This is a genomic window from Actinomycetospora chlora, assembly GCF_039542135.1.
In the GTDB taxonomy this organism is placed as follows: Bacteria; Actinomycetota; Actinomycetes; order Mycobacteriales; family Pseudonocardiaceae; genus Actinomycetospora; species Actinomycetospora chlora.
The window spans coordinates 1-21,833 of the sequence record NZ_BAABHO010000040.1 but is presented as its reverse complement, the minus strand read 5'-3'; the positions used below and the strand labels follow the sequence as shown (position 1 = coordinate 21,833).

The following is a 21,833-nucleotide window of genomic DNA, read 5'->3' as shown; positions in this document are numbered from 1 at the left end:
GGGGTCACAGTAGAGGTCCCGACCGGGTGACGACCACGCGCCCGCAGCCCGCGCCGTCGCCCCCGGTGCCGCCCCCGACGGGGTCAGTCACCGCCCAGCAGACCGTTGACGGTGCTGGTGACGGCCCCGGTCGTGTCCGCGACGGTGTCGGTCGCGGTGTCGGCGGCGGTGTCGGTGACCGCGCTGGTCGTCGACGTCACCTGCTCGACCGCGTCGCCGGGGCCGCTGTCGTCGGAGGTGCTGTCGTCGGAGCTGCTCTCGGCGGAGCTGCTCTCGGCGGAGCTGCTCTCGGCGGAGCTGTCGTCGGACCCGGTGTCCGTGCTGTCGTCCGCGGAGCCGGCCTCGGCGGAGCTGCTGCTCGCGGTGCCCTCGTCGCTGTCCGTCCCGCTGTCCGAGGACGAGGAGCCGCCCAGCAGCCCGCCGACGGTGTCGCCGACGGCGCCCGTGGTGGCGGTGACGGTGTCGCCGACGGCCCCGGTCGTGCCGGTCACCGTGGTGCCGAGCGCACCGGTCGTCCCGGCGACGGTGTCGCCGAGGGCGGCCGTCGTGCCGGTGACCGTGCCCCCGAGCGCGGCGGTGGTGTCCGTGACGGTCGTGCCGACCACGGCGGTCGTCCCCGTGACGGTGGTGCCGACGGTCCCGGTGAGGCCGCTGACGGTGTCGTCGACGGTGCCGCCGACGCCGGTGACGACCCCGCCCAGCGGCCCGCCGACCGCGCCCCCGGCGCCGCCGACCACGCCGCCCGCGAGGCCACCGACCCCGTTGCCCAGCCCGCCGACCGTGCCGCCCGCGGTGCCGCCGAGCCCGCTGACGGTGCCGCCGAGCGTGCCGCCCAGGGTGGTGACCGTGGAGCCGCCGGTGCCGCCCACGTCGGTGACCGTGTCGCCGACGGTCTCGCCGACGCCGGTCACGAGCCCACCCACGCCGGTGCCGACGCCGCTGACCGTGCCGCCCAGCCCGCCGCCCACCTCGCCGACGGTGCCGCCCAGGTCGGGCAGGTCGGGCAGGCCGGGCAGGAGGACACCGCCACCGCCGCCACCCCCGCCGCCGTTGCTGCCGCCGTCACCGGGGCCGCCACCGCCGCCCGGGAGGCCGGTGAGCGGGGGCAGGCCCGGGAGGCCCGGGAGCGGGCCACCACCCGCGCCACCGCCGGCCGCGCCACCGGCGGGGAGCGTGCCCGCCGGTCCGGCGAGCAGGGGTCCGTCCACACCGGCCGGCCCGCCACCGGCGACCGCCGAGCCGCCGGGGCCGCCCAGGCCGAGCCCGAGGTCGGACACCGACGCGGCCAGGGCGATCTGCGCCGGCGTGGCGAGGCCGTCGGCCGGGAGGGCGCCGGGGACGGAGCCGGGCAGACCCGGGACCGGGCCGGTCGCGGGCGGCGCGGCCTGGGGGCCGCCCGGGATCTCGTCGATGATCGGGAGGCCGGGCAGCGGGAGGCCGGCCATGGTCGCGACGGTGCCCGCGACGAGCAGGACGCCGGTGCTCGCGCCGAGGGCCTTGTTGTTGCCGCGGCGGAACGGGTTGGTGCGGCGCCGCGACGTCCGTCCCGGGGTGGGGAGCGAGCGCGACGCCGGGCCCGCGGCGCGGACCGGACGCGCGGGCGTCACGGCGTTCACGGGGCTCACGGCGGCCTCGGCGGCCTCGACCTCCTCGAGGGCCTCGGCGAAGGCGAGCGCGTCGTCGTCGTCGTCGTGGTCGGCGGTGACGGGCTCGTCGAGCGCCACGGGGGCCGGCGGGGCCGGCGAGGTCATCTCGGGGGCGTCCTGCGCCTCGCGGACCACCCGGCGGGACGCCGTGAGGCGGGCGAGGATCTCGGTGACGGGGATGCCGTCGGTGTGCCGCGAGACGTCCTGCTGCGGCACCGGGGGCGGACCGTCCACGGGGGCGCGGGGGGCGGGTACCGCGGCCGGCTCGGCGTCGGACCCGGCCACCCCGGCCGGATCGGGTGGCGGCACCGTCGGGGGCGCGACCAGCGTGCCCCCCGTGTCCGCGGGCTCCCCGACCCAGGCGTGCCGTCCCGTGCCGTCCATGTCCCCCACTCCTCCGTCGGGGCCCCACGATCCGGTTGCCGGACCGCGCGGCCGTCCACTCCGCGTAGGGATATGGCTACTCGGCCGTCACCCGCACGGGGAGAGGTCGTTGAGGGGATTGAAGGGACCGTCCGGGCGACGTCGCCCAACGGGGGATCGCTCGCGCACAACCCGAGGCGGCGCGTGCGGTCCCCGGACAGCCGGGTTTCGTGCACCGGTCAGCGACAACGGCCTGCCGTTGGGCGCACCGGCCGTCGCGGCCGGGTGCCGCCGGCCGGACCGCTCGGCTCAGTGGGCAGGGCCTGCTGCGGGGGGCTTACTGCGGCGGGGTTACTGCGGCGGGGCGGCGAGCCGCTTGCGGGCGCCCTGCAGCTGGTTGACCGCCGCGAGGCCCACCCCGCCGCCGACGAGCAGCCCGATGACGTCGAGCGGGATGCCGCCGCCGGTGAGCAGCAGGGCCACGAGCGCGCCGAGGGCGAGCCCCCCGGCGGCCGGGAGGCGCTTGCGCGCGTCGGTCGCGAGGTGGTTGGCCCCCGGGCGCTTCGAGGCCACCGACGAGATCATGAGCAGGTAGCCGCCGTAGCCCACCGCGGCGAGCAGGCTCAGCACCGTGACGATCGTGGCGATCAGGTCGATGACCGTTCCCATGACGACCAGCGTGCCACCACCGGCGTGTGGTGGGTGCTGCCGTCGACCCCGGTGTTGCCCGGGGTCCCCGGTCAGGGTGACCGCCCGGTCCCGGTGCTAGCGGCCTGACCGGCCGCCGAGGCGCCCGCGCCCGAGGCGCAGCAGCAGCATCCCGAGCTCGCGGCCCTCGGTGCCGAGGTCCCGGAAGCGGGCGAGGACCTGCATCTCGCGGTTGTAGACGATCCGCGGGCCGCCGGCGGCCATCCGGGTGAGGCCGATGCGCTGCGAGATCTCGGAGCGCCGCTTCACGAGCCGCAGGAGCTCGGCGTCGATGGCGTCGATCTCCTCGCGCAGGGCGGGGATCTCGTCGGCGCCCGCCGGGACGAGCGCGGGGGCGTCGGTGGGGGCGTCGGTGGGGGCGTCGTCGGCAGGGGTGCTGGCGGGGGCGGAGTCGCTGGTCGCGGCACTCACGGGGTTCGTCCTCCAGGGGGTGTCCGGGTCGTGGCTGCCCCGGACACGAGAACGCCCCGGGGTCCGTGGACTCCGGGGCGGCGTGGAACGGGCGCGGCGGGCGCGTCAGGTGACCACGGGCACCGGGGTCCGGTACCCGTAGAAAAATCGAACGGCCTGCGCGTGCACGGCGGTCACTATGCCACGACGACCCGGCCCGGCCAACCGGGCGAGCGCCCGGTCGGCGTGCACTGTCGGCGTGCACTGTCGGGGGGCCCCGGTAGCGTGGACCGACGATGAGCACCGGTCCCGCCACCCGCCCCGCCGCGTCCGACACAGGCCAGGACGTGGGGTCGGAGGCCGGGCCCGACACCGGATCCGACACCGGGCGGCCCCCGGTCCGCTCGGCGGCGTCCGCGCTGTCGCGCCGGCTGGCCGCGGCGGCCGCGGGCGGGGGCGACGCCGGGGCCGGCGGCGCCCTGCGCCGGGGGGCCGACCGTCCCGATCCCGCGGACGACCCGCTGCTCGAGGGCATGAACCCCCCGCAGCGCGAGGCCGTGATGCACACGGGGTCGCCGCTGCTCATCGTGGCCGGCGCCGGGTCGGGCAAGACGCGCGTGCTCACCCACCGCATCGCCTGGCAGATGCGTCACCAGGGGGTGTCGCCGGGCCAGGTCATGGCCATCACCTTCACCAACAAGGCGGCCGCCGAGATGCGCGAGCGCGTGGCCGCGCTCGTGGGGCGCCGGGCCAACGCGATGTGGGTCTCGACGTTCCACTCGATGTGCGTGCGCATCCTGCGCCGGGAGTACCGCCACCTGGAGCTCAGCTCCACGTTCTCGATCTACGACGCGGACGACTCGCGGCGCCTGGTCGCCTCGGTCGCCCGCGGGCTCGACCTCGACGCGAAGAAGTACTCGCCGCGCGGCCTGCTGGCGCGGATCTCGGGGTGGAAGAACGAGCTGGTCTCGCCGATCGAGGCCGCCGACGCCGCGGCCACCGAGGCCGAGAAGCGCACGGCCGAGGTCTACGCCGTCTACCAGCAGCGGCTGCAGCAGTCGAACTCCCTGGACTTCGACGACCTCATCGGACGCACGGTCGACCTGCTGACCCGCTTCCCCGACGTCGCCGAGTACTACCGGCGCCGGTTCCGGCACATCCTGGTCGACGAGTACCAGGACACCAACCACGCCCAGTACGAGCTGGTGCGCGCCCTGGCGGCGGGCACCGAGGACGGCGCGGTGCCCCCCGCGGAGCTGTGCGTCGTCGGCGACGCCGACCAGTCGATCTACGCCTTCCGCGGCGCGACGATCCGCAACATCGTCGAGTTCGAGCGCGACTACCCCGAGGCGCACACCATCCTGCTGGAGCAGAACTACCGCTCCACCCAGCGCATCCTCACCGCCGCCAACGCCGTCATCAGCCGCAACCCGGAGCGTCGCGACAAGCGGCTGTGGACCGACGCCGGCGACGGCGAGCTGGTGGTCGGCTACGTCGCCGACAACGAGCACGACGAGGCCGCGTTCGTGGCCGCGGAGATCGACCGGCTGGTCGACGCGGGCGAGGTCCGCTTCGGCGAGGTCGCGGTCTTCTACCGCACCAACGGTCAGTCGCGCGTCTTCGAGGACGTCTTCATCCGCCTCGGCCTGCCCTACAAGATCGTCGGCGGCGTGCGGTTCTACGAGCGCCGCGAGGTCCGCGACGCGATGGCGTACCTCAAGGTGCTCTCCAACCCGGAGGACACCGTCTCGCTGCGGCGCATCCTCAACGTGCCCAAACGCGGGATCGGCGACCGCGCCGAGTCGGTGGTGGCCGACGCCGCGGACCGCGAGCGCATCACCTTCGCCGCCACGCTGCGCCGCGCGGCCGCGGGCGAGGTGCACGGCCTGGCCACGCGCTCGCAGCGCAACATCGCCGACTTCGTCGAGATGATGGACGGGCTCGCCGAGACCCTCGTCGGGGGCGCCCCGGTCGACGAGGTGCTCGACGCGATCCTCGACCGGTCGGGTTACCGCGCCGAGCTCGAGGGCTCGGAGGACCCGCAGGAGCAGTCGCGCCTGGAGAACCTCCAGGAGCTCGTCAGCGTCGCGCGCGAGTTCGTGCAGGACGCCCGCAACGCCGAGGGGCTGGAGGGTGACGGCGAGACGCCCGCCGCGGGCACCGACGGGGTGCCCGAGCCCGGGTCGCTCGAGGCGTTCCTCGAGCGGGTGTCCCTGGTCGCCGACGCCGACTCGATCCCGGACGGCGGCGACGGTGTCGTCACGCTCATGACGCTGCACACCGCGAAGGGCCTCGAGTTCCCGGTGGTGTTCGCGACGGGCTGGGAGGACGGCGTCTTCCCGCACTCGCGCGCGCTGGCCGACCCGGCCGAGCTCTCCGAGGAGCGCCGCCTGGCCTACGTCGGCATCACCCGCGCCCAGCAGCGGCTCTACCTCTCCCGCGCGGTGATGCGCTCGGCGTTCGGGCAGCCGCAGGCCAACCCGCCGTCGCGGTTCCTCGACGAGGTGCCCGCCGACGTGTGGGAGTGGCGGCGCGTCGAGCCCAGCACGGAGCGGTCCTCGCCGGTGGGGCGCACGCGGTTCGGCTCCGGGCGCTGGGCGAGCCCGGGCACCGACCTGTCCGGGCGCTCCTCGCGGCCCTCGCCCATGCGGCCGGACTGGAAGGAGGCGCCGACCATCTCGCTCGAGGTCGGCGACCGTGTCAGCCACGACAAGTACGGCCTGGGCACGGTGGTCACGGTCGACGGCGTCGGCTCGCGGGCCACGGCCACCATCGACTTCGGGTCCTCGGGCACCGTGCGCCTCATGCTCATCGGCGGCGTGCCGCTCACCAAGCTGTAGCCGCCCCCTCCGGCACGCCGGCGGGCGGGGCGTTCCGCGAGCCGTAATGAGCGAGGGGCACCCTCGGTCGGGTAGACGGGTGAGGGGCGCCCCCGACCAGAACGCCGGCGCCGCCCGACACCGCGCGCGTTCCGACCGAGGGTGCCCCTTGCTCGGGACGGGGCCAGCGCGGGCCACGAACGACGAGGGCCCCGGAGCGTGTGCTCCGGGGCCCCTGCCGTCTTTCTCGGGGAGCGGACTAGTCCCGGGGGGATCCCAGCGAGATCCCGCGTGAGGCGAGCCACGGCAGGGGGTTGATCTTCTGCCCGCCGTCGGTCCACACCTCGAAGTGCAGATGGGGGCCGGTCGACTGGCCACGGTTGCCGATCTCGGCGATCTCCTCGCCGGCGCGGACCCGCTGGCCCTCGGAGACGTAGAAGCGGTTGACGTGGCCGTAGACGTTGATGGTGCCGTCGTCGAGGCGCACCCGGACCCACTGGCCGAAGCCGCTGGCCGGGCCGGCCTCGATGACCTCGCCGTCGCCGACCGAGACGATCGGGGTGCCGATCGGGCCGGCGATGTCGACGCCGCGGTGCGACGAGCCCCAGCGGGCGCCGAAGCCGGAGGTGAAGCGGCCCTCGGCGGGACGCACGAAGTCGGGGCGTGCGGCCTCGGCGGCCGCGCGGGCCGCCGCGGCGGCGCGGTCGCTGGCCTTGGTCAGCGAGGAGACCTGGCCTGCGCCGCCGTCGGTCGAGTCCGCCGCGGAGTCCGATGAGGTCTCCGACGACCCGGTCGCCGTACCGGCGATGACCGGCAGGACGTTCGCCGTGGCGGCGTCGAGGCCGGTGGAGCCCAGCGACCCGGCGGAGCCACCGGACGTCGAGGACGTCCCGCCCGACCCGGTGTCGGTGCCCCGGTCGGCGGCGAGGGCCAGCTCGGCGGTGGAGGGGGCGTCGCCGAGGGCGTCGAGCCCGGCGAGGCTCTGCCCCGCGGTCGCGAGGGCCCCGGCGGCGACGGCCGCGACGGCCAGACGTCCGCGCAGCGGGGACGGTCCGCGCTCGGCCGGCGGTGCCGGGCGGCGGTCGGGGCCCGGCCCGCGGCGCTGGGGGGCACGGCGGGGCTCGCGGGGGAGCTCACGCGGGAACTCACGGAGGGTCTCGTGGTGCGTGCCTCCCGCCGGCCGGTACTCGCGCGGCGGGGCCGGGGCCGGGGCCGGGCGGACGCCGAGGGGCGCGCCGGGCCGCGCGGGCAGCGGGCCCGGCGTGCGGTCGGGGCCGGTGACCAGACCCGCGGCGTCGCCGCCGCGGCGACCGCCGCGGGCGCCGAGCCCGGGCAGACCCTCGGCGAGGCCGGAGAGGTCGGGGAAGCGCGGGCCGCTCGGGCCGCCGGCGAAGGCCGGGGTGAGACCGAGGGGAGCGAAGAGGGGCGCGGACGGCGGGCGTGGGGAGCTGTGCGCCAAGACCATCCTTCCCGCGGATCGGGGCCGGTCGCGACGGCGTGAGTGGGGGCTCGTGACGGAACGTTCGGGGCCGTTCCGTGTGCCGTTCGTGACCTGACCGTGACGAGGACGGCCGAAAGGTAGCGACGAGGTCACGGGACGGGCAAACGCCACGAGTCCCTCGAGTCGGTCGCTACGCCGTGCGTGCGGGCGTGCGCGCCGAGCGGTCGTCGGCACCCGCGGAGGAGCGTCGTCACCGAGACGGGGGACACGTCATCGCCCGACCGGACCCCTGCGTGCCGCGCACCGCGACCGACGCCGGCGGAGTCGTCCACCCGCACGGTCGATCCGGTCGCTAGCCCGCGAGCTCGCGCCGCCGCTCGCGGCCACGGACCGGACACCGGCTGAGCAGCCGGGTCACGAGGTGGACGACCTCGGGGTCGATGGTCAGCGACATGTGCCCGACGTGCTCGAGCTCGATCTCGGTCACCTGCAGGTCCGGGTGGTCCAGCCGTGCCGACGACTGCGGGATGATCAGCTGGTCCTGCCGGCTCCACACGGCGAGGAAGCGGGTGGTGCAGTCCGGCGCCGGCTCGTCGAGCTCCCGCAGCAGGTCCGAGCCCGGCTGCAGCTGCTGGGGCACCCGGGTCGGGGGCAGGAAGTGGGCGATGAGGCTGCCGCGGTGCGGCGAGCCGAGCGTGACCAGGGTGTCGACGCGGGCGTCCCCGCCGAGGCGCTGCACGTAGTAGCGGGCCAGGAGCCCGCCGAGCGAGTGCCCGACGATGTGGACCTTGTCCGCGCCCGTGTTCGCGCAGAGGCGCTCGACGTGGTGGTCCAGCTCGCGGGCCGCGGCCCGGATGTCGCCGGTGAACGCGGTGAGGACGCTGAAGTTCACGGCGTGGACGACGCCGAACCCGCGCCGGCGCAGGGCGCCCGCGAGCACGGCGAAGATCGAGCGGTTGTCGACGATGCCGTGCACGAGCAGCACCGGCGTCGTCGACGCGTCCATGTCGGAGACGACGAGGCTGCGCTGGTTCGGCGAGAGGTCGGCCGTGCGGTGGTGGGTGAAGGTGCCCGCCGGGCGCAGCACCTCGTCGACCAGGCCCCACGGGTAGAGGGAGACGTGGACGGCGGTGTAGGCGACCTCGACGGCCAGGCCGCGCACGCCCGCGGGGACGCCGACGGTGCGGGCGGCGTAGCCGATGCCCCGCCACAGGGCGCCCGCGATCGCGGCGAGCGGCTTCTCCGCCGTCCCGCCCGCCTCCTCCACCTCCGCGGGGGGAGGCGACATGACGCCCGTCACGTCCATGGCGTGGACGTTAGGCGGTGTTCACTCGGATGTCCGACCGTTGACCGCCGGGACCGATCAAGAGCGGGCCCGGACGGGTGGACCGCTGCGGCGTCGTGAACGATCCAGCAGGCTCCGGACCGGGCGCTCGTGACCTGCGTCGCCCCCGCCGGGCCGCCCGCCGCCGTCCTGCGTGGATAGGGTCGCCGCGCATCCGTCGGACGTGGGCGCCCCGCTGTGGCGGGCGCCACGCGACCTCGCCCGGCGCACGCCGCGGGCGCGCGTCCGGGGAGTTGGTGAGGAGAGTTCACGAGTGGACCTGTACGAGTACCAGGCGAAGGACCTCTTCGCCGCCCACGGGGTGCCGGTGCTGCCCGGTCGCACCGTCGACACGGCCGCCGAGGCGGAGCGGGCCGCGCAGGAGATCGGCGGCCCGGTCGTCGTCAAGGCGCAGGTGAAGACGGGCGGCCGCGGCAAGGCCGGTGGCGTCAAGCTGGCCGAGAGCCCCGCCGAGGCCAAGGAGAAGGCCGAGGCCATCCTCGGGCTCGACATCAAGGGTCACACCGTCTACCGCGTCCTCGTCACCGAGGCCAGCGACATCGCGGAGGAGTACTACTTCTCCTTCCTCCTCGACCGGTCCAACCGCACCTTCCTCGCGATGTGCTCGGCCGAGGGCGGCATGGAGATCGAGGAGCTCGCGGTCGAGCGGCCCGAGGCGCTGGCCCGGGTGCCGATCGACCCGATCGCGGGCGTCGACCGCGCGAAGGCCGACGAGATCGTCAAGCAGGGCAACATCCCCGCCGAGGTCGCCGACCAGGCCGCGCAGGTCATCGTCCAGCTCTGGGACACCTTCGTCGGCGAGGACGCGACGCTGGTCGAGGTCAACCCGCTGGTGCGCGACCCGCAGGACAAGGTCGTCGCGCTGGACGGCAAGGTCACGCTCGACGAGAACGCCGACTTCCGGCACGAGACGCACGCCCAGCTGGTCGACGAGCGCACGCAGAACCCGCTCGAGGCGAAGGCCAAGGAGAAGAACCTCAACTACGTCAAGCTCGAGGGTGGCCAGGTCGGCATCATCGGCAACGGCGCGGGGCTGGTCATGTCGACGCTCGACGTCGTCGCCTACGCCGGCGAGCAGCACGGCGGCATGAAGCCCGCCAACTTCCTCGACATCGGCGGCGGCGCGTCCGCCGAGGTCATGGCGGCCGGTCTCGACGTCATCCTCGGCGACGAGGAGGTCGTGAGCGTCTTCGTCAACGTCTTCGGCGGCATCACCGCCTGCGACGCCGTGGCGAACGGCATCGTCGAGGCCCTGGGGATCCTGGGCGACGACGCCACGAAGCCGCTGGTCGTCCGCCTGGACGGCAACAACGTCGACGAGGGCCGCCGGATCCTCGCCGAGGCGAACCACCCCCTGGTCACGGTGGTGGACACGATGGATGACGCGGCCGCGAAGGCCGCCGAGCTGGCTGCGGCAGGGGCCTGAGATGTCGATCTTTCTTGACGAGAACAGCAAGGTCATCGTCCAGGGCCTGACGGGCTCCGAGGGCATGAAGCACGCCACCAAGATGCTGGCGGCGGGCACGAACATCGTGGGCGGCGTCAACGCCCGCAAGGCCGGCACGACCGTCGAGATCACGGGCACCGACGTGCCGGTCTACGGCGCCGTCGAGGAGGCCATGAAGGAGACCGGGGCCGACGTCTCGGTGCTCTTCGTGCCGCCCCGCTTCGCCAAGGACGCGGTGGTCGAGGCCATCGACGCCGGCATCGGCCTCGCGGTCGTGATCACCGAGGGCATTCCGGTGCACGACTCGGCCTGGTTCTGGGCGCACGCCGGCGCCAACGGCAACCGCACCCGAATCATCGGCCCGAACTGCCCGGGCATCATCTCGCCGTCGAAGTCCCTCGCGGGCATCATCCCGGCGAACATCTCGGGCCCCGGGAAGATGGGCCTGGTCTCGAAGTCCGGCACGCTGACGTACCAGATGATGTACGAGCTGCGGGACATCGGCTTCTCCACCGCCATCGGCATCGGCGGCGACCCGATCATCGGCACCACGCACATCGACGCCCTCGCGGCGTTCGAGGCGGACCCCGAGACCGAGGCCATCGTCATGATCGGCGAGATCGGTGGCGACGCCGAGGAGCGTGCCGCCGACTACGTGAAGGCCAACGTCACGAAGCCCGTGGTGGGCTACGTTGCTGGGTTCACGGCCCCCGAGGGCAAGACGATGGGCCACGCCGGCGCCATCGTCTCCGGCTCGGCGGGGACCGCACAGGCCAAGAAGGAAGCGCTCGAGGCGGCGGGGGTGAAGGTGGGCAAGACGCCGACCGAGACCGCCGACCTCGCGCGCTCCCTGGTCCGCGGCTGACCCAGCCCGCCCACGCCGACGTCGCCGTCCGGGAGGACACCTCATGAGCTCACCGACCCAGGGCCCGCCCCCGGGCGGCCCGTCCGGCCAGCGGCCGGGCCAGGCGTCCGGTCCCGGGTGGGGCTCTCCGGGTGCTCCGGGCTCCCCGGGTGCTCCGGGGCAGGGCTCACCGGGGCAGGGCTCGCCGTACGGCGGCTCGCCCTACGGAGGGTCCTCCTGGGCGGGTGCCGGGCAGGGGCAGCAGCCCTACGGCGCGCCGGGCCCGGGCGGCTACGGCGCCCCGGGCCAGGGGCAGCCGCAGGGTCAGCACCAGGGTCAGCCGCAGGGTCAGCCGCAGGGTCAGCCGCAGGGGCAGCCGGGGTGGGGTGCGGGTCAGGGCGGGCCGTCCTCCCCGTCCACCGGCGGCTTCCCGGCGGCGACCACGGCGATCAGCACGGCGCCCGACCAGGGTGCCGGCACGGCGACGCCCGCCGGCGGGTCACGGCCCGCCGGCGGGGCGGCCGGCACGTCCGGGGCCGAGCGCGGCGTCGCGCTCGCCGCGGGCGCGCTCGCGCTGCTGGCCTACGTCCTGACGTTCTTCGGCTCGGCCGACGCCTCCGGCGTCGCGTCCGACCTCAGCGCGGCCTTCGGGTCGCTGTTCTACCTGCCGCTCGTGCTCGCGGGCGGGCTGCTCACGGCGGCCTCGCTGCTGCCGCGCGCGCCGCAGACGCTGGTCTCCGGCGCGGTCGTCGGGGTCACCGGCGCGCTGGCCATGCTGCCGCTGCTCGCCTACGCGGACACGCTGCTGGTCATCCAGGTCGTGCTCGCGGTCCTCGCGGCCGTGGCCTCGGTCGTCGCCCTGCTCTACGCGCAGGGCGTCCTGAAGGCCGGGCCGGGCCGTCCCGCGTCGGCGGGGTTCGGCGCGCCGGGCGGGCAGCAGCAGCCCTGGGGCGGGGCGCCCGCCGGCCCGTCCCCGCAGCCGGGCTACGGCGCCCCGGGCGCCCAGACCGGCCCGGGCTCGGGCCAGTTCAACGCCCCCCGCGGGCCGGGCGGCCCCGGTGGGCCCGGCGGCCCGCCGTCGGGACCGTTCGGCGGCGGCTACGGCGGGTCCGGCGCCACGTCGTTCCCGGCGTCGTCCCCCGGCGCCGACAGCGGGTCGGCCGCGACCACGCAGGTCGTGCCCGGTGCCACGGCCGCCGGGGGAGACACGTCCCGTCGCGACGAGCCCGGCCCCTCCGAGCCGGGCGCCACGACCGTCACGCCCACCGGGGCGTCGGGACCCGGCGGCTTCGGCACCTTCGGGTCCGGCTCCGCTTCCGGGTCCGCCTCCGGGTCGACCCCCGGCGAGGGCGGCTCGTCGGCCGACGGACCCAGCACCCCGCCCGCGGGCTCGCCGTCCCCGTCGGGGGGCAGCTCGACCCCGGGCTACGGCATCCCGAACACCGGCTGGGGCGCCCCGTCGTCGGGCTCCTCCACCTCGTCCCCCGGCGGCGGGCCCGTCGCCCCGGCCCCCGGGCAGGGCGAGCAGCGCGGCGCCCACGAATCCGGAGAGGACCCCGGCCGCCCGCAGGCCGGCTCGACCCCGCCCGACGACCGCCGCGGCGAGTGGGGCTCGCCCCGCTGACCCCTCGTTCCACCGCAGCGAACGCCCTGTTCGCTGCCTCGAGGCGCGCGAACTCCCTGGTGATCACCGCTCGACGGGCCGCCGCGCCCGGCGTGGCGGCCCGGACGGGCCGGCGGTCTCTGTCAGGGTCGGGTCGTGACGGTGCCGACGAGCGACCCCCCGCGACGCGGACGCCGCACCCGCCCCGAGCCCGCCACCGTCACGACCCCCGGCTGGCTGCCGGTGCTCGCGCGCGTGGCGCTGCTGCCGCCGGCGCTGCTCTACGGCGTGGCGGTGGTCCTCGCCGGCGTGGTCGCCGCGCTCGCGTCGGGCACCACCCCGGGCGGTGAGCCCGGTCTCGGGCAGGCCCTCGCCGTCGGCATCCCGCTGTGGCTGGTGGCCCACCTGGTCCCGCTGCAGGTCACGGGTGTCCCCCTGGGCGTGCTGCCGCTCGCGCCGGCCCTGCTGCTCGCGACGCTGATCGCGGCGGTCGCCCGCGGCGCGGTGCGCCGGCTCGGCCCCCGCGCCGAGGCGCGCGGGCCGCTGCACGGCGCCCTCGTGCCCGTCGTCGCGACCGCTGCCGCCGCGCACGCCGTCATCGGCGTCCTCGCCGCCGCCCTGCTCACCCCGGAGACGGTGGTCGACGCGTCGCCGGGGCTCGCCGGCGTGACGTGCGGGGTCCTCGCCGGGGTCGCCGCGTACGCGGGCGCGGCCCGCCCCTGCGGCGTGCCGGCCCTGCCGCGCACGCTGGCCCCCTGGGTACGGCACGGACTGCGCGGCGCCCTGCTCGGGGCGGTGGGGCTGCTGACGGCGGGCGCGGGGCTCCTGCTCGCCGCCTCGATCGCCGACGCCACGGCGGTGCACGACGTGGTCGCCGACATCGCCCCCGAGGCGGGCAGCGGTGCCGGCCTGACGCTGCTCACGGTCGCCTACCTGCCCAACGCCGTCGTCGGGGCCACCGCCTGGCTCGCCGGGCCGGGCGTCGCGATCGGCGCGGCGTCGGCGACGCCGATGGAGATCACCTCCGGCCTGCTGCCCCCGATCCCCCTCGCCGAGCTGCTGCCGCAGAGCACCCCGCCGAGCTGGGCCGGGCTGGCCTTCGCGCTGCCGCTCGCGGTCGGCAGCGCCGTGGGCTGGCGTCTCGCCCCGACCGCCCCCGACGTCGCCACCCGCGTGCGCTCGACCGTCACCGCCGCCGTCGGCGCCGCGATCCTCGTGGGGGCCGCGGCCTCGCTGTCGGGCGGCCGGCTGGGCGCGGGCCCGTTCGACCCCGTGTCGATCCCCGCCGTGCCGGTCGCGCTGGCCGTCCTGGGCTGGATCCTCGTGCCCGGGCTCGTGGTCGCGCTGCTCGCGGTGCCGATCGGCACCTCCGGGACCCGCCGCGTCCCGTCGCGTCCCGCGCGCACCGAGCCCGAGCAGCCCGATGCCGCGACCGAGGTCACCCCGGACGAGGACGTCGCCGACGGGGACGCCACCGCGGAGGACGAGGACGGGGGAGAGGTGCCTCACGAGGGCGTCCGTCCTGGTGGCGACGCCCGCGGCTAACCTGGAGGGGTCATCCACGCGGCCGGGGAGCAGCGCTGACCACCACCGAGCAGCACCGTCTGCGCCTGCCCGTGCCCGCCCGCGTCGTGGTGCTGGCCTCCGGGTCGGGGAGCCTGCTGCAGGCCCTCCTCGACGCCCACGACGACCGCGAGCACCCCGCCCGCGTCGTCGCCGTCGTGTCCGACCGGACCGGGGTGGGCGCGCTGGACCGGGCGACCGCGGCGGGCGTCGACACCGCCGTCGTCCGGCCCGCCGACCACGCCGACCGGGCCGACTGGGACGCCGCGCTGGCCGAGGCCGTCACGGCCGCGGAGCCGGACCTGGTGGTCTCGGCCGGCTTCGCCCGGCTGCTCGGGCCGGCCTTCCTGGCCCGCTTCGGCGGCCGCACGATCAACACGCACCCGACGCTGCTCCCGGCGTTCCCGGGCGCGCACCCGGTGCGCGACACCGTCGCCTACGGGGTGAAGGTCACCGGCGCGACGGTGCACCTGGTCGACGCCGGCGTGGACACCGGTCCCGTGCTGGCCCAGGAGGCCGTCGCCGTCGAGCCGGACGACACCGAGGACACGCTGCACGAGCGCATCAAGGTGGTGGAGCGCCGGATGCTGGTCGAGACCGTCGCGGCGCTCGTCCGCCACGGCGCCACCGTCACCGGACGAGGAGTGAGGATCCCATGAACGCGGCGAGCGCGACCACCAGCCCCGTGGCCGACACCGTGACCGAGGGCCGTCGCCCGATCCGGCGGGCGCTCGTGAGCGTGTTCGACAAGGCCGGGCTGCTCGACCTCGCCACCGGCCTGCACGCGGCCGGCGTCGAGATCGTCTCCACCGGCTCCACCGCGTCGCGGATCGCCGACGCCGGCGTGCCCGTGACGCGCGTCGAGGAGGTCACCGGGTTCCCCGAGTGCCTCGACGGGCGGGTCAAGACACTGCACCCGCGCGTGCACGCCGGGCTGCTGGCGGACATGCGGCTGCCCACCCACGCCGAGGCGCTCGAGTCGCTCGACATCGCGCCGTTCGACCTGCTGGTCGTCAACCTCTACCCGTTCACCGCCACCGTCGCGTCCGGCGCCTCGCCCGACGACTGCGTCGAGCAGATCGACATCGGCGGGCCCGCGATGATCCGGGCCGCGGCGAAGAACCACGAGTCGGTCGCGGTGGTCACCGACCCGACGCGCTACACCTGGGCGCTCGAGCAGGCCCAGCAGGGCGGGATCACGCTGGTCGACCGCCGCCGCCTCGCGGCCGAGGCCTTCCGCCACACCGCGTCCTACGACGTCGCCGTGGCCTCCTGGATGGGGAACGTCCTGGCCCCGGACCCGGACCGGTCGGTGGAGGGGTCGCCGTTCCCGGGCTGGGTGGGCACCACGGCCCGGCGCCGCGCGGTGCTGCGCTACGGCGAGAACCCGCACCAGGCGGCCGCGCTCTACGGCGACCCGGAGGTCACCTCCGGCATCGCCGGCGCGGTCCAGCTGCACGGCAAGGAGATGTCGTACAACAACTACGTCGACACCGACGCGGCCTGGCGCGCGGCGCACGACCACGACGGCGTGTGCGTGGCGATCATCAAGCACGCCAACCCCTGCGGCATCGCGGTGGCGACGGGTGACGACGACGTGGCCGCGGTGCACCGCAAGGCCCACGCCTGCGACCCCACCAGCGCGTTCGGCGGCGTCATCGCCAGCAACACCGAGGTCTCGACGGCGATGGCCGAGACGATCTCGGACATCTTCACCGAGGTCGTCGTGGCCCCGTCCTACGCCGACGGCGCGGTCGACGTGCTCTCCCGCAAGAAGAACATCCGCCTGCTCACCGCCACCTGGGCGCCGTCGCCGGTCGAGCAGCGCCCCGTCTCGGGCGGGCTGCTCCTCCAGCAGCGCGACGCCGTCGACGCCCCTGGCGACGACCCGGCGTCCTGGACCCTCGCGTGCGGCGAGCCGGCCTCGGCCGAGCAGCTCGCCGACCTCGCCTTCGCGTGGCGGGCCTGCCGCGCGGTGAAGTCGAACGCGATCCTGCTGGCCCACGACGGCGCCACCGTCGGCGTCGGGATGGGGCAGGTCAACCGCGTCGACGCCGCCCGCCTCGCCGTCGCGCGCGCCGGAGACCGCGTCACGGGCGCGGTCGCCGCGTCCGACGCGTTCTTCCCCTTCCCCGACGGGTTCGAGGTGCTGGCCGAGGCCGGCGTCGCGGCCGTCGTCCAGCCGGGCGGGTCGGTGCGCGACGAGCTGGTCGTCGAGGCGGCACGGAAGGCCGGCGTGACGATGTACCTCACCGGCACCCGGCACTTCGCCCACTGATGGGCGACCCGGAGGAGGAGCTGGCCGACCTGCGCGGGCAGCTCGACGAGATCGACACGGCGCTGTTCGCCCTGGTGCGGGACCGGATGCGGTGCATCGAGCGCGTCGGGCAGGTCAAGGCGCGCGCCGGGATGGCGGTGTTCCAGCCCGGTCGCGCGGCCGAGGTGCAGCGCCAGGCCGCGGCCCGGGCCCGCGAGCACGGCCTCGACGAGGGCTTCTTCGTCCGGATCGCCGACATGCTGATGGCCGAGGCCATCCGCGTCGAGGAGACGGTGATGGATCAGCTGCCGCCCGCGTCGAACGCAGGGCCGCAGAACTCCCCGCCGACGTAGGAGTCGGTGTCGGAGGTGCGGTCGCCGACCTCGGCCGCGTACGCCTCGGCGTCGTCGCGGGGGCGGTAGCCGAGCTCGTGGGCGCCGGCCAGCGACCAGCGGCGGCGGGTGTTGGCCGAGACGCCCCACACCACCCGGAAGCCCGGCGCCCGGCACGTCAGCGCCGCCTCGACGAGCCGGCCGCAGTCGTCGGGCGAGAGCCACGTCGCGAGGGCGCGGGCGTTCGGCGGGGTGTCGCTGCAGGTGCCGATCCGCAGGCAGACGACGTCGAGGCCGTAGCGGTCGTGGTACAGGCTCCCGAGCGCCTCGCCGGTCGCCTTGCCCACGCCGTAGAAGGTGTCCGGGCGCGGCGGCAGGTCCTCGCCGACGGGGTCGGTGGCCGGGTGGAAGCCCACGGCGTGGTTGCTGCTGGCGAACACGACCCGCCCGACCCCGGCCCGCCGCGCGGCCTCGAACACCGCGTACGTGCCGTGGACGTTGACGGCGAGGACGTCGTCCCACGCCTCCTCGCCGGCGTACCCGCCGAGGTGGACGACGGCGTCGACGCCGGCGCACGCCGGGGCCAGCGCGTCGAGGTCGGTCACCGACGCGGTGACGGCCTCCTCGCCCTCGCCCGCGCCGTCGACCGGGACGACGTCGAGCAGGCGCAGCGTCCGGCCGGGACGCGCGAGACGGGCCCGCAGGTAGCCGCCGATCCGGCCCGCGGCGCCGGTGACGAGGACGCGCTCGGTCATGGGGCGACCCTGCTCCACCCGCGCGGGCCCGGCGACCCGGAGCGCGTCCCGGGCCTTCTCCGCCCGTCGCTACCCTTCGCCCGACGTCAGGTGATCAGGGGGTGCGGTGGACGGCATCGATTGGGGCACCGAGTGGCTGTCGAGCCTGATCTGGATCGTCGGCTTCTTCGTCGGCACCGTGGTGGTGGTCGTGATCGTGGGCGCGATCGTCGCCCGCACCACCACGTGGGGCCGCCAGGTCACCCGCCTGGTGGGTCCCTGGCTGCGCCCGGGGGGTGAACACGGCTGGCGGCCGACCCTGTTCGTGCTCGGCCTGCTCCTGCTGGTCGTGGTCTCCGTGCGGCTCAACGTGCTGCTGTCCTACAACGGCAACGCCCTCTACACCGCACTGCAGGACCTCGACGCCGCGACGTTCTGGCGGACGCTGGGCATCTTCGCGCTCCTCGCGACGATCTACGTCGTCATCGCGCTGGTGGCCTACTACGTGGGCCAGGCCTTCGTCATCCGGCTCCGGGAGTGGCTGAACGAGCGGCTGCTCGGCGACTGGCTGGGTGGGCGCGCCTACCACCGGTCGCGCTTCGCGCCGACGCAGGTCGACAACCCCGACCAGCGCATCCAGGAGGACATCACCTCCTTCGCGACCACGTCGTACAGCCTGTCGGTCGGGTCCAGCGGTGCGGTCAACGCGGTGCTCTCGGTGGTGTCGTTCACCTACGTCCTGTGGGAGCTCTCGGGTCCGCTGTCGATCCTCGGGGTGGAGATCCCGCGGGCGATGACGTTCCTCGCGTTCCTCTACGTCATCGTCGCGACGGTCATCGCCTTCCGCATCGGCAAGCCGCTCATCCGGCTCAACTTCCTCAACGAGGGCCTCGGCGCCACCTACCGCTACGGCCTCGTGCGCGTGCGCGACAACGCCGAGAACATCGCCTTCCTGCGCGGCGAGCCGCTGGAGAAGCGCAGCCTCGACGGCCGGTTCGCCGCGGTGATCGCCAACTACTGGCGGATCGTGCGGCGGACCCTGGGGTTCCAGGGCTTCAACCTCGCCGTCTCCCAGGTCGCGGTGGTGTTCCCGATCCTCATCCAGGCCCCCCGCTTCTTCGCGCAGACGATCACCCTCGGCGACGTCCAGCAGACCGCGACCGCGTTCGGCCAGGTGCACGACGGGCTGTCGTTCTTCCGCAACGCCTACGACCAGTTCGCCGCCTACCGGGCGGTCCTCGACCGTCTCACCGGGCTGCTCGACGCGGACGCCGAGGCGCGGCGGCTGCCCGAGGTCGACGTGGCCGACCGCGCGGACGGCGTGGCCGTCCGGGACCTCACCGTGCGCCGCCCCGACGGGGAGGTGCTCGTCTCCGACCTCGACCTGGACCTCGGCAAGGGCGACAGCCTGCTGGTCACCGGGCGGTCCGGCTACGGCAAGACGACGCTCCTGCGCAGCCTGGCCGACCTGTGGCCGTTCGCCGAGGGCGACGTCGCCCGGCCGCTCGGTCCGCGCGCGGTGTTCCTCTCCCAGCAGCCCTACGTCCCCCTCGGCACGCTGCGCACGGCGCTGGCCTACCCGCAGGCGCCGGAGGAGGTCGACGACGAGCGCGCCGCCGAGGTGCTGCGCTCGGTGGCGCTGGGGCAGCTGGCCGACCGGCTCGACGACGAGCGGGTCTGGTGGCGCGAGCTCTCCCCCGGCGAGCAGCAGCGCCTGGGCTTCGGCCGTCTCCTGCTGGCACGGCCGGACGTCGTCTTCCTCGACGAGGCCACCGCGGCGCTGGACGAGGGGCTGGAGCACGAGCTCTACACGCTGCTGCGCCGCGAGCTGCCGGAGCTGATCCTGGTCAGCGTGGGGCACCGCACGAGCCTCGAGGCGTTCCACGACACGCGCCTGGAGCTGCAGGGCGACGGCCGGTGGGACCTCGGGCCGGTGGCGGTGGAGCCGGCACCGTCGGGGTGATCCCCGCCCTGCGGGGCTCGGCGGTTGTCGGGGGTCCGGGTTAACCTTCTCCTCGTTCGAACACGTGTTCGAGGAGGACGGCGTGAGTGGTGCCGGCGTGGGTGGTGCGGGGTCGTTGCCGTCGTTGCTCGACGGGCAGGGTGCCCCGTCGCGGCGGTGGTCCGAGCTCGGGGTGGTGCGGGCCTCGGAGCTGCCGGGTCGGCGGGCCGGGCGTCGGGGCCCGGTCACGCCGGCGCCGGTCGCCGAGCCGGTCGCCGAGCCTGTCGCGGAACCGGTCGCGGGGCCGGTCGAGGGGTCGCCGCGGGCGGATCCGGAGGGGAGCCGGATCCTGCCCGTGGCGGCCCCGCTGGCCGGGCTGCTGCCCGACGGTGGGCTGCGGCGCGGGTCGGCGGTGGCGGTGTGCGGGTCGACGTCGTTGCTGCTCGCGCTGCTGGCCGAGGCGTCGGGGTCCGGCTCGTGGTGCGCGGTGGTGGGCCTGCCCGATCTCGGGGTGCAGGCCGCGGCCGAGGCGGGGCTCGACCTGGCGCGCACCGCGCTGGTGCCCCGCCCCGGCCCGCGGCCGGCGGCGGTGGTGGCGGCGCTGGTCGACGGGGTCGACGTGGTCGTGCTCGACACCACGCTGCCCGGCGTGCGGTGGCCCGCGGGCGACCGGCAGCGGCTCGGGGCGCGGGTCCGGCAGCGGGGCGCGGTGCTGGTGCCGGTCGGGGCGCCGGGCTCGTGGCCGGGGGCCGAGGTCGAGCTGCGGGCCGAGGGCAGCGCGTGGGCCGGGCTCGGGGGCGACGGCGCGGGACGGCTGCGCTCGCGGCGGGTCCACGCGCGCGCCACCGCCCGCGGCCGTCCCGGCGAGCGGGAGGTGCCGCTGCTGCTGCCCGGCCCCGCCGGCACGTGCGTGCCGGACGGCGAGCTGCCGGTCGGGGCGCCGCTGACGGGGCCGCCGCGCCCGATCGGTGGGACGGCAGGGGAGCCGCTCGGTGAGCATCTCGGGGAGCCGGTGCGGATCGGGGTGGCGGGGTGAGCGCGCGGGTGCTGGCGCTGTGGTGCCCGGACTGGCCGGTGGTGGCGGGTGCGGCCGAGGCCGGCCTGCCCGCGGCCCGGCCGGCGGCGGTCCTCGCGTCCCACCGGGTGGTGGCCTGCTCGGCGACGGCACGGGCGCAGGGGGTGCGCCGCGGGCTGCGCCGTCGCGAGGCCCAGGCCCGGTGTCCCGACCTCGCGGTGCTGGCCCGCGACCCCGAGCGCGACGCCCGCTGCTTCGAGCCGGTCGCGGCGGCGGTGGAGGAGGTCGTGCCGGGGGTGGAGGTGGTCCGGCCGGGACTGGTCGCGCTCTCCGCGCGGGGCCCGGCACGGTACTTCGGGGGCGAGGAGGTCGTGGCCGAGCGCCTGGTCGACCACGTCGCGGCGCGCACCCGCACCGAGTGCCAGGTGGGCGTGGCCGACGGGCTGTTCGCGGCCGGGCTCGCGGCGCGGCGCTCGCTGCTGGTCCCGCCGGGGGAGAGCCCGGCGTTCCTGGCGCCGCTGCCGGTCACCGAGCTCGAGCTCGAGCCGGGCGTCGAGCCGGACACCGCCGGCGCGGACGACCACGCGAGCGCGGCCCGGGCGGAGCTCATCGGCCTGCTGCGCCGCCTCGGGCTGCACACGCTGGGCGACCTCGCCGCGCTGTCGGCCACCGACGTGGCCTCGCGGTTCGACGCGGCCGCCGTCCGGGCGCACCGGCTGGCCCGCGGGCTCGACGAGCGTCCGCCCTCCCGGCGCCGCATCCCCGACGAGCTCACCGTGGAGCTCCCGCTCGACCCCCCGGTCGACCGTGTCGACGCCGCCGCCTTCGCCGCCCGCTCGCTGGCCGAGCGGCTGCACGAGGCGCTGGGCCGGGCGGGCCTGGCGTGCACGCGGCTCGGCGTGCAGGCGCGCACCACGGGCGGCGACGAGCTGGCCCGCGTGTGGCGCTGCGCCGAGCCGCTGACCCCGAACGGCACGGCCGACCGCGTGCGCTGGCAGCTCGAGGGCTGGCTCTCGCGCCGCGGCCCGGGGGACGAGGGTGGGGGCCTCACCGTGCTGCGCCTGGTGCCCGAGGAGGTCGTCGAGGCCGGCCGGCTGCAGCTCGGGCTGTGGGGCGAGGTCGGGGTGGCCGACGAGCGGGCCGGGCGGGCGCTGGTGCGCGTGCAGGGCCTGCTCGGCCCCGAGGAGGTGCTCACCGGGGTGCCCGGCGGCGGGCGGGGGCCGGGCGAGCGGATCCGGCTCGTGCCGTGGGGCGACGAGCGTGTCCCCGCCGTCGATCCCGGGGCGCCCTGGCCGGGCACGCTGCCCGCGCCCTCGCCCGCACGGCGCCCGCCCGAGCCGCGGCCGGCCCGCCTCGTCGCCGTCGACGGCGCCCCGGTGCGCCG

Annotated in this window: 17 protein-coding genes; 11 read left to right on the top strand and 6 right to left on the bottom strand. The window is 76.3% G+C overall.

The genetic code is table 11. The features are described from left to right. Positions 1–83: 83 nt before the first annotated feature. The 3 genes from ABD994_RS21815 to ABD994_RS21805 all read right to left on the bottom strand — a co-directional run bounded on the left by ABD994_RS21815 (position 84) and on the right by ABD994_RS21805 (position 3,128). Positions 84–2,030 carry a hypothetical protein gene (locus ABD994_RS21815; protein WP_345420051.1) on the bottom strand — a complete coding sequence of 649 codons (1,947 nt, stop codon included), beginning with the start codon at positions 2,028–2,030 and terminating at the stop codon, positions 84–86. Between the two features lie 330 nt (positions 2,031–2,360). After that, positions 2,361–2,678: a hypothetical protein gene (locus tag ABD994_RS21810; RefSeq protein WP_345420047.1), complete on the bottom strand. Its 318-nt coding sequence runs from the start codon at positions 2,676–2,678 to the stop codon at positions 2,361–2,363. 96 nt (positions 2,679–2,774) lie between these two features. After that, positions 2,775–3,128 (bottom strand): chorismate mutase, encoded by a 354-nt coding sequence (locus ABD994_RS21805; protein ID WP_345420044.1) that lies wholly within the window; start codon positions 3,126–3,128, stop codon positions 2,775–2,777. Positions 3,129–3,640: 512 nt separating this feature from the next. Here ABD994_RS21805 and pcrA point away from each other — a divergent pair. Beyond that, on the top strand, positions 3,641–5,947 hold the full coding sequence (pcrA, locus tag ABD994_RS21800; protein ID WP_345420144.1) for a DNA helicase PcrA: 2,307 nt from the start codon (positions 3,641–3,643) through the stop codon (positions 5,945–5,947). A gap of 238 nt (positions 5,948–6,185) precedes the next feature. On the opposite strand, the gene ABD994_RS21795 is transcribed toward pcrA, so the two are convergent. Continuing rightward, positions 6,186–7,385, bottom strand: a complete 1,200-nt coding sequence (locus ABD994_RS21795) for a M23 family metallopeptidase (protein ID WP_345420041.1) — start codon at positions 7,383–7,385, stop codon at positions 6,186–6,188. 334 nt (positions 7,386–7,719) lie between these two features. Beyond that, the gene (locus ABD994_RS21790; protein WP_345420038.1) at positions 7,720–8,673 is read right to left on the bottom strand and encodes an esterase/lipase family protein; all 954 of its coding nucleotides are present in this window, start codon (positions 8,671–8,673) and stop codon (positions 7,720–7,722) included. A gap of 292 nt (positions 8,674–8,965) precedes the next feature. Here ABD994_RS21790 and sucC point away from each other — a divergent pair, with 292 nt between their 5' ends. The 7 genes from sucC to ABD994_RS21755 all read left to right on the top strand — a co-directional run bounded on the left by sucC (position 8,966) and on the right by ABD994_RS21755 (position 16,779). After that, on the top strand, positions 8,966–10,138 hold the full coding sequence (sucC, locus tag ABD994_RS21785; protein ID WP_345420035.1) for an ADP-forming succinate--CoA ligase subunit beta: 1,173 nt from the start codon (positions 8,966–8,968) through the stop codon (positions 10,136–10,138). A gap of 1 nt (position 10,139) precedes the next feature. Next, positions 10,140–11,024 (top strand): succinate--CoA ligase subunit alpha, encoded by an 885-nt coding sequence (sucD, locus tag ABD994_RS21780; protein WP_345420032.1) that lies wholly within the window; start codon positions 10,140–10,142, stop codon positions 11,022–11,024. Positions 11,025–11,067: 43 nt separating this feature from the next. Beyond that, entirely contained in the window at positions 11,068–12,627 is a 1,560-nt protein-coding gene (locus tag ABD994_RS21775) for a DUF5336 domain-containing protein (RefSeq protein ID WP_345420029.1), read from the top strand. Between the two features lie 135 nt (positions 12,628–12,762). Further along, positions 12,763–14,151 (top strand): cell division protein PerM, encoded by a 1,389-nt coding sequence (locus ABD994_RS21770; protein ID WP_345420026.1) that lies wholly within the window; start codon positions 12,763–12,765, stop codon positions 14,149–14,151. Positions 14,152–14,210: 59 nt separating this feature from the next. Beyond that, entirely contained in the window at positions 14,211–14,828 is a 618-nt protein-coding gene (gene purN / locus ABD994_RS21765) for a phosphoribosylglycinamide formyltransferase (RefSeq protein ID WP_345420142.1), read from the top strand. Continuing rightward, entirely contained in the window at positions 14,825–16,447 is a 1,623-nt protein-coding gene (gene purH, locus ABD994_RS21760; RefSeq protein ID WP_345420023.1) for a bifunctional phosphoribosylaminoimidazolecarboxamide formyltransferase/IMP cyclohydrolase, read from the top strand. The genes purN and purH overlap by 4 nt, the downstream gene beginning before the upstream one ends. Next, positions 16,447–16,779 carry a chorismate mutase gene (locus tag ABD994_RS21755; RefSeq protein ID WP_345420020.1) on the top strand — a complete coding sequence of 111 codons (333 nt, stop codon included), beginning with the start codon at positions 16,447–16,449 and terminating at the stop codon, positions 16,777–16,779. Before purH ends, ABD994_RS21755 begins: the two co-directional genes overlap by 1 nt. On the opposite strand, the gene ABD994_RS21750 is transcribed toward ABD994_RS21755, so the two are convergent. Further along, a complete protein-coding gene (locus ABD994_RS21750) occupies positions 16,728–17,513 on the bottom strand; it encodes an NAD-dependent epimerase/dehydratase family protein (protein ID WP_345420017.1) in 786 nt (261 codons plus the stop codon). The genes ABD994_RS21755 and ABD994_RS21750 overlap by 52 nt on opposite strands. Before the next feature lie 106 nt (positions 17,514–17,619). On the opposite strand from ABD994_RS21750, the gene ABD994_RS21745 reads away from it, so the two are divergent. From ABD994_RS21745 to ABD994_RS21735, 3 genes are all read left to right on the top strand, one after another. Further along, entirely contained in the window at positions 17,620–19,455 is a 1,836-nt protein-coding gene (locus ABD994_RS21745; RefSeq protein WP_345420014.1) for an ABC transporter ATP-binding protein/permease, read from the top strand. Positions 19,456–19,537: 82 nt separating this feature from the next. Next, positions 19,538–20,470, top strand: a complete 933-nt coding sequence (locus ABD994_RS21740; RefSeq protein WP_345420012.1) for a hypothetical protein — start codon at positions 19,538–19,540, stop codon at positions 20,468–20,470. Beyond that, on the top strand, positions 20,467–21,833 hold a 1,367-nt coding region (locus tag ABD994_RS21735; protein WP_345420010.1), incomplete at its 3' end, for a DNA polymerase Y family protein. The genes ABD994_RS21740 and ABD994_RS21735, both read left to right, overlap by 4 nt.

Bases quoted from the DNA above. Each gene is read 5' to 3' on its own strand.
- ABD994_RS21755 (WP_345420020.1), top strand. From the start codon at position 16,447: ATGGGCGACCCGGAGGAGGAGCTGGCCGACCTGCGCGGGCAGCTCGAC.
- sucD (WP_345420032.1), top strand. From the start codon at position 10,140: ATGTCGATCTTTCTTGACGAGAACAGCAAGGTCATCGTCCAGGGCCTG.
- ABD994_RS21750 (WP_345420017.1), bottom strand. From the start codon at position 17,513: ATGACCGAGCGCGTCCTCGTCACCGGCGCCGCGGGCCGGATCGGCGGC.
- ABD994_RS21775 (WP_345420029.1), top strand. From the start codon at position 11,068: ATGAGCTCACCGACCCAGGGCCCGCCCCCGGGCGGCCCGTCCGGCCAG.
- pcrA (WP_345420144.1), top strand. From the start codon at position 3,641: ATGAACCCCCCGCAGCGCGAGGCCGTGATGCACACGGGGTCGCCGCTG.
- ABD994_RS21790 (WP_345420038.1), bottom strand. From the start codon at position 8,673: ATGGACGTGACGGGCGTCATGTCGCCTCCCCCCGCGGAGGTGGAGGAG.
- ABD994_RS21815 (WP_345420051.1), bottom strand. From the start codon at position 2,030: ATGGACGGCACGGGACGGCACGCCTGGGTCGGGGAGCCCGCGGACACG.
- purH (WP_345420023.1), top strand. From the start codon at position 14,825: ATGAACGCGGCGAGCGCGACCACCAGCCCCGTGGCCGACACCGTGACC.
- ABD994_RS21810 (WP_345420047.1), bottom strand. From the start codon at position 2,678: ATGGGAACGGTCATCGACCTGATCGCCACGATCGTCACGGTGCTGAGC.